Annotated in this window: 8 protein-coding genes; 7 read left to right on the forward strand and 1 reads right to left on the reverse strand. The window is 43.0% G+C overall.

The annotated features are described in order from the left end of the window. Positions 1-15: 15 nt before the first annotated feature. Complete coding sequence (locus tag M1P97_RS18945) at positions 16-651, reverse strand: ribonuclease H1 domain-containing protein (RefSeq protein WP_195374813.1); 636 nt, start codon at positions 649-651, stop codon at positions 16-18. A 134-nt stretch (positions 652-785) separates the two neighbouring features. Between M1P97_RS18945 and M1P97_RS18950 the strand changes: the two genes are divergently transcribed. The 7 genes from M1P97_RS18950 (at position 786) to M1P97_RS18980 (ending at position 12,881) form a co-directional block, all read left to right on the forward strand. Then, positions 786-1,307: a shikimate kinase gene (locus tag M1P97_RS18950; protein ID WP_195374814.1), complete on the forward strand. Its 522-nt coding sequence runs from the start codon at positions 786-788 to the stop codon at positions 1,305-1,307. A 48-nt stretch (positions 1,308-1,355) separates the two neighbouring features. Next, positions 1,356-2,567, forward strand: a complete 1,212-nt coding sequence (locus M1P97_RS18955; protein WP_195374815.1) for an alanine dehydrogenase — start codon at positions 1,356-1,358, stop codon at positions 2,565-2,567. Between the two features lie 88 nt (positions 2,568-2,655). Next, positions 2,656-4,509 carry a 2-oxoacid:acceptor oxidoreductase subunit alpha gene (locus M1P97_RS18960; protein ID WP_195374816.1) on the forward strand — a complete coding sequence of 618 codons (1,854 nt, stop codon included), beginning with the start codon at positions 2,656-2,658 and terminating at the stop codon, positions 4,507-4,509. Positions 4,510-4,512: 3 nt separating this feature from the next. After that, positions 4,513-5,523, forward strand: a complete 1,011-nt coding sequence (locus M1P97_RS18965) for a 2-oxoacid:ferredoxin oxidoreductase subunit beta (protein ID WP_129730520.1) — start codon at positions 4,513-4,515, stop codon at positions 5,521-5,523. A 330-nt stretch (positions 5,524-5,853) separates the two neighbouring features. Continuing rightward, positions 5,854-7,461: a phosphoenolpyruvate carboxykinase (ATP) gene (gene pckA, locus M1P97_RS18970; protein WP_195374817.1), complete on the forward strand. Its 1,608-nt coding sequence runs from the start codon at positions 5,854-5,856 to the stop codon at positions 7,459-7,461. A 729-nt stretch (positions 7,462-8,190) separates the two neighbouring features. Beyond that, complete coding sequence (locus M1P97_RS18975; RefSeq protein WP_249389886.1) at positions 8,191-11,301, forward strand: SusC/RagA family TonB-linked outer membrane protein; 3,111 nt, start codon at positions 8,191-8,193, stop codon at positions 11,299-11,301. Positions 11,302-11,312: 11 nt separating this feature from the next. After that, complete coding sequence (locus tag M1P97_RS18980) at positions 11,313-12,881, forward strand: RagB/SusD family nutrient uptake outer membrane protein (RefSeq protein WP_195374819.1); 1,569 nt, start codon at positions 11,313-11,315, stop codon at positions 12,879-12,881. The last annotated feature ends 91 nt before the right edge of the window (positions 12,882-12,972 follow it).

Here is a 12,972-nt window from a genome sequence, read left to right on the forward strand (position 1 = left end):
TCATTTGTTAGTACTTTATTTTCGTCCGAAGTCAGCCGGGATCTCTCCCCATACGGCTGTCTCCCATTTCAGGATTGTGGTGGTATACGTATTTGTATTCAACCATTTCTCGGCTCGTTCTATCAGGTCGAAGATCGGTTCGTTGGCAGGCTCGCGTTCCAGCAACGTTTTACATTTCTTCTTTTTGACCCAGATGATGGCATTACGGCTATCCGAATAAATAGGCAGGTTGCTGTCTTTCTGCTTCAGTAGAGCCAGGCCGTGTACGAGGGCGAGAAATTCTCCGATATTATTAGTCCCTTTCTTCAGAGGGCCAATATGAAAAATCTCCTGTCCGGTCGCTGTATAGACACCTCGGTATTCCATATCACCCGGATTGCCGCTACATGCAGCATCGACAGCCAGACTTTCGTTGATAGGTTTTCCGATAGGAGCCTGCGGTGCCAGGTTAGAAGCTGCTTTGGCAGACGATGCCGCTTTCAGGTAATGGGAATACCCTTTTTCGAAGGCATCGGCAGCCTCTTCACGGGTTTCGAAAGATTTGTATTTTGCTCCGTCCTGTCCTTCCACCTGCATCTTACACTCCGCCCAGTTGTCGTAAACACCCGGGTTCAGTCCTTTCCATACTACATAATATTTACTTTTCGCCATTGTCTGCTATTATTCGGATATGAATACAAAGGTAATACATCGGAACGACTTTTTCGGATACTAACTATAATTTAAGGAAATCATAGTTATGAGGAAAAAAAACTTTACATTTGCGGTAAACAATCATATACGAAATGAAGCGTATTTTTTTGATAGGTTATATGGGTGCCGGAAAAACGACGGTTGGAAAAGACCTGGCGGAACGGATGAAACTCTCTTTTATTGACCTGGACTGTTACATTGAAGCCCGCTATCATAAAGCTGTCGGGCAGATATTTGCTGAAAAAGGGGAAGAAGCCTTCCGGGATATCGAACGCCGGATGCTTCATGAAGTCTCGATGTTCGAGGATGTGTTGATATCCACCGGAGGTGGTGCTCCATGCTTCTTTGATAACATGAAGTTTATGAATGAAAACGGGACGACTGTCTATCTGAAAGTATCGGTGAAAGAACTGGCAAAACGTCTGGAAACCTGTAAGACAAACCGCCCGGTTTTGAAAGGCCGTTCCGGGGATGAACTGGCCGCGTTTATCGCCGAAAGTCTGGAAAAAAGAACTCCTTTTTATACGAAAGCTTCAATCGTATTTGATGCAGAAGTGATGCTGACAGAAACAGATGTGCATAAAATTACAGAAGCGCTAGAGAAAATATTATAATATAATTAAGGTAAAGGCAATTGTAGAGTTGCCGACAGAAGTCGTATTATGGAAGCAACAGGAGGCAAGCAGGTGCAGGGAGCATACATCCCTCAGGAACTGTTGAAGGAATTGAGTAAGGTGAACAATCGTTTGCTGATAGGTATTCCCCGGGAACGGAAAGAAGGGGAAAAACGTTTGGTGCTTACCCCAGAGGCCGTTGATATGTTGACCGACCGTGGACATCATGTATTGGTTGAAACCGGGGCCGGGCTGGGAATAAATTATTCCGATAACCATTACTCTGAGGCCGGAGCTGAAATTGTCTCTACTCCTGCAGAAGTATTTCAAGCCGATATTATCCTGAAAATCCTTCCACCGTTGCCGGAAGAGATCCTATTGATGAAACCCCGCTCGGCACTCTTTTCGATGGTACAGCTCAATCTCTTTGCCGCTGAAGCCTTCGAACTGATGATGGCCAAACGGATTACGGCGATTGCTTACGAACTGCTGTCGGACGACCAACGGAGATGTCCGGTGTTGAATGTTATCTCCGAAATAGAGGGGACGGCTTCCATTTCCATCGCTTCCGAGTTGTTAAGCAATACACAAGGAGGAAAAGGTATCCTTCTGGGAGGAATACCCGGTGTGTCGCCTACTGAAGTAGTTATTGTAGGAGCCGGTAATGCCGGTACGGTTGCTGCACGGGCTGCCCTGGCACTGGGAGCATCGGTTAAAGTCTTCGACGATGATATAAACAAGCTGCGTACTATCCAGCAGGTATTGGGACAGGGTCTTTTCACTTCCAACTTCCATCCCAATGTATTACATAATGCTTTCCGTTCCGCCGATGTGGTGATCGGAGCCATGCGTTATATCAATACCCGTTACCGTTATGTGATCGCAGAAGAGCTGGTCCGTACTATGAAACGTGGTTCACTGGTGATCGATCTGCGCATCAGCCAGGGAGGTTGCTTCGAAACGACCTGCTGCTTGGGTAAAACAGACCCGACCGTATTTGAACAATACGGTGTGTTGCATTACTGCAAACCCAATATAAGTAACCGGGTGGCGCGTACTACTTCAATGGCTTTCAGTAATATATTTGTTCCCCTCTTCCTCTCTTTGGGGGATGCCGGGTCTGTACAGAATATGATAAAGACAGATGACGGCTTTCGTTCAGGTGTTTACATGTATTGTGGAAAACCGGTAAGCAGTTATGTATCCAATCATTTTAATTTATCATCTAATAATCTGGATCTATATCTCTCTGCTTTTTAAGCCTCAAAAGTTTTGAACTAGCCAAGTTTATTCTTTACTTTGCGGAAATCTAACTACAAACAAGCGATTAAAGCTAATATAAGTAATTATGGCAGAACAGACAAAAGTAACAACTTTGGAACAGGTTGTAGTTCGTTTCTCCGGGGACTCCGGAGACGGTATGCAGTTGACCGGAACAATCTTTTCAAATCTGTCGGCTATCCTCGGAAATGAGATCTCTACGTTTCCCGACTACCCGGCAGAAATTCGTGCTCCACAAGGAACACTTAGTGGTGTATCAGGATTTCAGGTTCATCTGGGATCACGTAAAATCTTCACTCCAGGCGATAAGGCGGATGTATTGGTGGCAATGAACCCGGCCGCGCTAAAAGTGAATGTAAAGAATATCAAACAGAACTCGATTGTTATCATCGATACCGACTCTTTCAAGAAGTCGGATCTCGACAAAGCATTGTTTACTACAGACGATCCTTTTAAAGAATTAGGTTTGGGTGGTGTGCAGGTTGTAGCCGCTCCGATCTCGACAATGGTGAAAGACGGTCTGGCTGAATTTGGCCTGGATAATAAGTCTGCTCTTCGTTGTAAGAATATGTTCGCATTAGGACTTGTTTGCTGGTTGTTCGACCGCCCTCTGGAAGAGGCGATGAATATGCTTCAAAATAAGTTTGCCAAAAAACCGGCTATCGCGAAAGCTAATATCAAAGTGTTGACCGATGGTTATAATTACGGACACAATATCCACGCATCAGTTTCCACCTATCGTATCGAAAGCGAAAAGGCAGCACCGGGTTTCTATACCGATGTAAATGGAAACAAGGCTACTTCTTACGGGCTGATCGCTGCTGCAGAAAAGTCTGGCCTTCAATTATTCCTGGGAAGCTATCCTATTACTCCGGCAACGGACATCTTGCATGAATTGTCAAAACGTAAAGACCTGGGGGTTGTTACCGTACAGGCAGAAGACGAAATTGCCGGTATCTGTACGGCTATCGGTGCTAGTTTTGCCGGTAGCTTGGCTGCTACATCTACTTCCGGACCGGGGCTGGCCCTGAAGAGTGAAGCGATCGGTCTGGCTGTAATAGCTGAAATACCTTTGGTTATTATCGACGTGCAACGTGGTGGTCCTTCAACCGGTATGCCTACCAAGAGTGAGCAGACCGACCTGATGCAGGCTCTTCACGGACGTAACGGTGAAAGCCCGCTGGTTGTTATTGCCGCTTCAACTCCGACAGACTGTTTCGATGCTGCTTTCTGGGCTGCTAAACTGGCTGTTGAGCATATGACTCCGGTTATCCTGTTGACAGATGCTTTCATTGCAAACGGTTCGTCTGCCTGGAAGTTGCCTGACCTGGATAAGTATCCGGAAATCAAACCGAATTACGTATCTAACTATACAGAAGAAAAGGTATGGAAAGCCTACCGCCGCGATAAGGAAAGCTTGGTTCGTTACTGGGCTATCCCGGGTATGGAAGGGTTTGCACACCGTCTGGGTGGTCTGGAAAAAGACTATGAGACAAGTGCTATCTCGACTGATCCGATCAACCACCAGAAGATGGTTTCCACCCGTCAGGCTAAGATCGACAAGATTGCCGACTATATCCCTGAACTGGAAGTGATCGGTGATCCTGATGCCGACCTGCTGTTGATTGGCTGGGGTGGAACTTACGGCCACTTGTATGAAGCGATGGAAACCATGCAGAAACAAGGAAAGAAAGTCGCAATGGCTCACTTTAAATTTATCAGCCCGCTGCCGAAGAATACAATTGAAGTACTTTCCAAGTTCAAGAAAGCTGTGGTTGCCGAACAGAATAACGGACAGTTTGCAAACTACCTGCGTGCTAAAGTACCCGGATTTAATCCGTATAAATTCAATCGCGTAAAGGGACAGCCTTTCGTTGTTGCGAGATTAGTTGAGGAATTCACTAAAATATTGGAGGCTTAAAAAATGACAGATATAAAATTCGAACCGAAAGATTATAAGAGCGACCAGTATGTTCGTTGGTGTCCGGGTTGTGGAGACCATGCCGTATTGAACTGCTTACACAAAGCAATGGCTGAAGTAGGAGTGGCTCCTCACAATATGGCCGTTATCTCTGGTATCGGGTGTTCTTCCCGTTTACCTTATTATATGAATACCTATGGTTTCCATACTATCCACGGGCGTGGTGCAGCTATTGCAACAGGTGTAAAAACCGCGCGTCCCGACCTGAGTGTATGGCTGATTACAGGTGATGGCGACTGTCTGGCTATTGGTGGTAACCATTTTATCCATGCCGTACGTCGTAATATCGATTTGAATATTGTACTTTTCAATAATAAAATCTATGGCCTGACCAAAGGGCAATATTCTCCGACATCCGAACGTGGTTTCGTATCAAAGAGTTCTCCCTACGGTACAGTAGAAGATCCGTTTATCCCGGCTGAACTGGCTTTGGGTGCACGTGGAAACTTCTTTGCCCGTGTGATCGACGTAGACCTGAAAAATACAACAGAAGTCTTGGCTGCTTCTGCCCGCCATAAAGGAGCTTCCGTAACGGAAGTGCTCGTAAACTGCGTTATCTTTAATGACGGTATCCATAAGAGCATTGTCGATAAGGAATTCCGTGCAGACCGTACTATCTTCCTGCGTCATGGCGAAAAAATGATTTTCGGAAAAGACGGTAACAAAGGAATTGTTCTGGATGGCCTGAAACTGAAAGTTGTGACAATCGGTGAAGATGGTTATACACTGGACGATATCTTGGTTCATGATGCACATGAAAAAGATACGACCCTTCACATGATGCTGGCCATGATGAAAGACGATATGCCTATTGCTCTGGGTGTTATCCGCGATGTGGATGCTCCCGTATACGATCAGGCCGTTCATCAGCAGATCGAAGAAGTGCAAGCCAAAAATCCTACCCGTAAACTGAAAGATTTCTTGATGCAAGGTGAGATTTGGGAAGTGAAATAACATGCAAATGGAAAAGTAATATAGAGAGGGGCCGGTTGTTAAATCGTCCCTCTTTTTTTGTGGTTGAACACTGGGTCTGACATTTTTATTCCTAATTGTAAGGTCTGCTTTGCAAATAGACTAGTGTATTTGTTAATTGCATGGAAAAGAGCAATTATTACTGAAAAATTTCCTTAATAGAGTATCAGCTATAAAAAAAAATATTACTTTTGTACCGGTCTTAACAAGGCGGCGTAGCAGCAAGTTACAAGTAGGTATTAGAGCCCTGTTATTTTAAATTCGAGAGAGAGAAAAGTTATATAAAGTCAATCATTTAAATTATTATCAAGAATGGCTAATTTAGATTTAAGCAAGTACGGAATCACAGGTGTGACAGAAATTGTACACAATCCGTCTTATGAAGTTCTGTTCGCAGAAGAAACAAAACCAGGTTTGGAAGGTTTCGAAAAAGGTCAGGTAACTGATATGGGTGCTGTAAACGTTATGACTGGCGTTTATACAGGACGTTCTCCTAAAGACAAATTCTTTGTAAAGGATGCTACCAGCGAAAACACTGTATGGTGGACATCTGAAGAATATAAAAATGATAACAAACCAGTAGACGAAAAATGCTGGAAGGCTTGTAAAGAATTAGCTACAAAAGAACTTTCTAACAAAAGATTGTTCGTTGTTGACGCATTCTGTGGCGCAAACGAAAACAGCCGTCTGAAACTGCGTTTCATCATGGAAGTAGCATGGCAGGCTCATTTCGTAACAAACATGTTCATCCGTCCTTCTGCTGAAGAACTGGCTAACTTCGGTGAACCTGATTTCGTTATCATGAATGCTTCTAAAGCTAAAGTTGAAAACTATAAAGAACTTGGCTTGAACTCTGAAACTGCTGTTGTATTCAACCTGACTGAAAAGATCCAGGTTATCCTGAATACTTGGTACGGTGGTGAAATGAAGAAAGGTATGTTCTCTTACATGAACTATCTGTTGCCTCTGCAGGGTATGGCTTCTATGCACTGTTCTGCTAACACAGACAAAGAAGGCAAGAGCTCGGCTATCTTCTTCGGCTTGTCAGGTACAGGTAAGACTACTTTGTCAACTGACCCGAAACGTTTGTTGATCGGTGATGACGAACACGGATGGGATAACGACGGTGTATTCAACTTCGAAGGTGGTTGCTATGCTAAGACTATCAACTTGAGCCAGGAAAACGAACCGGATATCTGGAACGCTATCAAACGTGACGCTCTGTTGGAAAACTGTACAGTAGACGCTAACGGCGCTATCGACTTCTCTGACAAGTCTGTTACAGAAAACACTCGCGTTTCTTATCCTATCTATCATATCGAAAACATCGTTAAACCGGTTTCTAAAGGCCCGCACGCAAAACAGGTTATCTTCCTGTCTGCTGACGCATTCGGTGTATTGCCTCCGGTATCTATCCTGAATCCGGAACAGACTCAGTACTACTTCCTGTCTGGTTTCACAGCTAAGTTGGCTGGTACAGAACGTGGTATCACTGAACCGACTCCTACATTCTCAGCTTGTTTCGGTGCTGCTTTCTTGTCATTGCACCCGACTAAATACGGTCAGGAACTGGTTAAGAAGATGGAAATGACTGGTGCTAAGGCTTATTTGGTTAACACAGGTTGGAACGGTAGCGGCAAACGTATCTCTATCAAAGATACAAGAGGTATCATCGATGCTATCCTGGATGGTTCTATCGACAAAGCTCCGACTAAGGTTATTCCTTACTTCGACTTCGTTGTTCCTACAGCTCTTCCGGGTGTTGATCCGAAGATCCTTGATCCTCGCGACACTTACGCTGACGCTGCTCAGTGGGACGAAAAAGCTAAAGATTTGGCTGGTCGCTTCCAGAAGAACTTCGCTAAGTTCACTGGTAACGAAGCAGGTAAAGCTTTGGTTGCTGCTGGTCCGAAATTGTAATTTCCCTGCCGAAGATAAATTTTTATCAACGGTTAAGAATAAAGCTATCGAAAAGAGGATGTGTCGTATGACATATCCTCTTTTTGTATATATAAGTGCCGTTTTGTACTATTCTTTTTCTTTTTTATTCCAACTAGACTTCTATTGAGTAAGAAATGAAATAAAAAGATTGGAGGAATGTCCGTATTTTTATATATCGTTTAAGGGCATAACATTAATGCTTTTTGGGGGAAAGTAATCATAATATTATCCATGTATATGTATTGATTGTCTATTTTCTGTATTATTTATTATTTTTTACTTTGCCAACGATAAAGGGTGTCAATGAAAATGACTAGAAAAAACGTTCCTTTTTCTTAGTCATTTTCATTGATACCCATGTTGTCTTTATAGAGATTTTTCAAGCCCTCCTTTACTTAAGTTAAACTGCTTGCTATTAGAAAAATACTCCAATCTAAACGCCATACTTTCCTTTCTATAGAATATTAAAATTTAACAATTCAAAATGACTAAGAAAAAGGAACGTTTTTTTTAGTCACTCCTAAAGCCCTGTTTTTTGCTGTAAATTCCTGTATTTTAATGTATTGATAAATCTGTTTTAAGCTAAAATGTTTATGTGCAAAAGGAGCTTTAAGAAAATGGAGAAAGCTTTGAAATCATTGAAATTAAAGAGCTGATCTTATTCAGTGTTGTTGTATTAATTATTGTTAATTATTAAATTCCATTATTATGAATAAAGCAAATGGTATAAATTATTTTAGATGCCTGCTTGTAGGAACAGGTATCTTGTGTGTAGGAAGTACATCTGTCTTAGGAGAAACGATATCAGAGGGGGAATCTGATATAATGAAAATGTCCATTATCAATGACTCTAAGGTAACAGGGTCCGTTGTAGATAAAGAGGGAATCCCTATTATCGGGGCTAATGTTTCAGTAAAAGGAACAACGAATGGAACTATTACTGATATGGACGGAAAATTTGAATTGGAAGTTCCTGCAAATGCTAAACTCTCTATATCTTATATTGGATATATCAGCCAGGAAATAGCGGTAGGAAGTAAAAACTCTTTTCAGATAGTTTTAGTAGAAGATACTCAGAATTTGGATGAAGTAATTGTTGTAGGTTATGGCGTTCAGAAAAAAGTCAATATGACGGGAGCTGTAGCTGCCATTAATTCGGAGTCATTGGCGAACAGGCCGGTAACAAATGCATCTACAGCATTACAAGGCATGCTTCCGGGGGTTACCGTAGTACAAAACAGCGGACAGCCCGGTAAGGATAATTCTTCTATCCGTATTCGTGGTGTCGGGACCTTGAATAATTCAAATCCGATGTATGTTGTAGACGGACTGGTCGTATCGACGATTAATGATATCGATCCGAACGATATCGAAAGTCTTTCTGTTTTGAAAGATGCGGCATCTGCCGCTATCTACGGCTCGCGTGCTGCTAATGGTGTTGTTCTGATTACGACCAAGAAGGGTAGTAAAAAGGCTGCGACCCTGAAATACGATGGCTATGTGGGTTGGCAATCACCAACGTCTTTACCTGAGTACTTACCTTCTCATGAATATGCCAGTCTATATAATCAAGCTCTGATTAATGAAGGTAAAAATCCGGCTTATACGGCAGAGGAGATCGGGAAATTCCGGGATGGAAGCGATCCTGACAATTATCCGAATACCGATTGGTTGGGGCTTTTTTACAAAGATAAAGGTTTCCAGCATAGCCATAGGGCAGAAGTAAGCGGGGGAAGTGAAACTACGACCTACATGTTTTCTTTAGGTTATCTGGGACAAGACGGTATTATCGATAATGCCGATTTCAAACGTTATAACTTAAGAGGGAATATCAATACGCAGATCAATAAATTCTCTGCCGGTGTAAACTTCTCTTACACTTTTGGAGATACGAACGAGCCCGTAAATCCTTGGACCGGAGATATGTATCAGATATTCCGCCAGATAAACCGTATTGCACCGTTTGTCCCCTATAAGTATTCAAATGGTTACTATGGCTATATTCCGGATGGAAGCCCGCTCGCGTGGATGGATGCCGGTTCGATTCGTAATGAGAAGTATCATACTACACGTGCTGTGGGAAATATTGGGTATGAGATCATAAAAGGATTAAAGGTACAGGAAATTATTGGTTATGAACACACCGGAAAGTCTGATGAAAAGTTCTTGAAGGATATTCAATATTACAACTGGAAAACCGGAGAACCTTCCCAATACCAGGGGCCGAACAGCCAAACTGACGAACGGGAAGATTATATGATGCTCAACCTGCAAACTTTACTGACCTATAATAATACATTCGGCAAGCATACCGTTGGTGCTTTAGCGGGTTTTTCACAGGAATACAGCCGCAGAGATTGGACAATCGGTAAGCGTATCAACTTCCTGAACAACGACCTGTGGGAGCTGAATGCTGGTTCACCGGATGGGCAAACAGCCGAAGGGTCGGCCAATGAATATGCTCTTCGTTCTTTTTTCGGGCGTGTGACGTATGATTATGACAACAAATACTTATTTGAAGCCAATATCCGCCGGGATGGGACATCACGTATCAATCAGGATGCTCGTTGGGGTACGTTTCCTTCTTTCTCCGTAGCATGGCGTATTATTAACGAGCCTTTCATGGAAGGTACGCGCGATATATTATCTGACCTGAAGATCAGAGGCGGATGGGGTAAATTAGGTAACCAGCAATTGGGGACTGATAACCGGAAATCTATCGAATTCTATCCATATCAATCAGTATTGTCTCAGAAGAACTATGCGTTTGGCGGAAAAGTAAACCAGGGCGTGGCACCGGTTGATGGAGCGAACAATGGTTTGAGATGGGAAACCTCCAAGACTACCAATATCGGTTTGGATATGGGATTCTTTCAGAATATGTTTACTTTAAATGTCGATGCTTACTGGAAGAAAACATACGATATCCTGATGAAACTGCCGGTTAGTACACTCTATGGCTTGGAAGCTCCTTATCAGAATGCGGGCGAAGTGACAAATAAAGGTATTGAAATGCAACTGGGATATAAAATATCTGCTAAAGACTTCACCTTCAATGCAACCGCTAATGTGGCCTACAATAAGAACGAAGTAACGAACCTGCATAACGACGGAGCTAAAATATGGGATGGCTATAAATTTAAACAGGAAGGTCTTCCTATTAATGCTTTTGGCGGTTACGAAGTACTCGGCATCTTTACCGACGAAACCGATCTGGCTAATAGCGCTGTAATCAACCGCGAACAGGCCGGTTTGGGCGATTTGAAATATAAGGATCAGAATAAAGATGGTAAAATTGATGGCGAAGACCGTGTTTACCTCGGTAGCTGGGATCCTTCCTGGACATTTGGTTTGAATCTTGGCGCAACGTGGAAAGGATTCGATGCTTCTGTTTTCTTTCAGGGAGCGGCAGATGTAAAGGGTTTCCTTCAGAATGAAACGGTTGGTCGTTTGCAGGGTACTACGGCGAAACCGACAGCCCTGTTCCTCGACAGTTGGGATGCGGAAACCAATCCGAATGGAAAATTCCCACGCCCATTAACAACCTGGAGACAGAATGATTCGGAGACTAACCCTTCTGACTTCTGGATTATTAATTCCTCTTATTTGCGAATGAAGAATATTCAGATTGGCTATACATTACCTAAAAGCATTTGTGACTTTATCCGTGTTCCAAGAGTGCGTGTTTACTATAGCGGACAGAATTTGCTGACCTTTACCGGCTTTAGCGATGGATTTGACCCGGAAGCCCCTGTCGGTGCCCGTGGCTATTATCCTCAGGTTAAAGTAAACACATTCGGATTAAATATAACCTTTTAAATAGAAATGTCATGAAAAAATATAGTTTATATGCCGTCCTACTACTTTTTATAACTTCTTGTAGTAGTGATTTTTTAGATAGAAATCCGTTGGATCAGCCTTCTAATGAAACATTTTGGAATACAGAAAAAGATGCATTGGCCGCAGCGACCGGTTGCTACGAGGGATGGTATAGTATGGATGAAGTGATTTACTTTGATTGTGCTTCAGATAATTCGTACAACCCTTTCCCTTGGGAAAACTGGCAGGTTCAGGCTACTGGTTATGCTACTGCGAATGATTTTGGACAGAACTACATGAAGTATGATAAGATTGTCCGTTGTAACAATTTCCTGGCCAATATTGATCGTCCGACCATGTCGGAAGAGACGCGTTCCCGTTTGACTGCCGAAGTGCGTTTCCTGAGAGCCTGGCATTATTTTCTGAAAGTGACTCTCTATGGCGATGTACCTTTGGTAACAGAGGTATTGGATATTTCGAATTCGAATTTGCCGCGTACCCCAAAAGCTGAAGTCGAAAAGTTTATCCTGGATGAACTAACGGCTATTGCCTCCCTATTACCGGAAAAATATACAGGCGGTGATATCGGTCGGGTCACAAAAGGAGCTGCTCTGACATTGAAAGCCCGTATGGAAATATTCTCCGGTGATTATGCTGCTTGTGCAAGTACCTGTGACCAGATCATGAAACTCGGATATTCCCTGTTTCCTGATTATAAAGGCTTATTCAAGATTGCAAATGTAAATAACGAAGAGGTGATCATGGATGTTCAGTATGTAGAGAATCTGGCAAAGAATGCTATCTTAGGGGTTATGCCTCCTGCATCACTTGGAGGATGGTCTTCTATTAACCCGACACAGGCTTTGGCTGATGCTTACGAGTGTATAGACGGAAAAACGATTAATGAGTCGCCTGGCTATAATCCCAAGGATCCCTATAAAGACCGTGATCCTCGTCTGGCTGCATCTCTGATCTACCCGGGATGTTTGTATGAAGGAAGTTATTTCAATCCGATTGATATAAAAGATCCTACCGGTGATTATTATGCTCCTTACGGCCGTTCCAAAACAGGTTATCATACTCGTAAATATATCGATAACCTGTCTGACTATGCAGATATGTGGAATACCGGTATGAATGCGATTGTTATGCGTTATGCCGAAGTGTTGTTGATGTATGCCGAATCGAAAATAGAGCTGAACCAGATCGATGCTTCTGTGTATGAAGCTTTGAATGCGATTAGAACACGTGCGGGAATGCCAGAGGTGGATAGATCAATTTACAATAACCAGGTTAAGATGCGCGAACTGGTACGTCGCGAACGTCGTGTCGAATTGGCGTTGGAAGGGCTTCGTTGGTTTGATATCTGCCGTTGGAAGATAGGTGAAGAAGTGATGCCGGGCCAAGTATATGGTGCTTTGCTGGGAACTGTGGATCCTGCAACCGGAGCTTTAAGCCTGGGTGATGAGCGGATTAAAGTAGAAGTTCGTTTGTTCGATCCGGCTAAGAATTATTTATGGGCGATACCTCAGAGTGTGATAGATGCGACGCCTGCGATTAAACAAAATCCGGGCTATTGATAGTTGGAAGTCATAGTTGTAACTTTTCTAACCCGATTTAATTATAACTGCAGGATCTTGTACTTGTAAAATATTGATCCTGCAGTTTTTT

The sequence above is a fragment of the Parabacteroides leei genome (genome assembly GCF_023369805.1).
Lineage (GTDB): Bacteria > Bacteroidota > Bacteroidia > Bacteroidales > Tannerellaceae > Parabacteroides > Parabacteroides leei.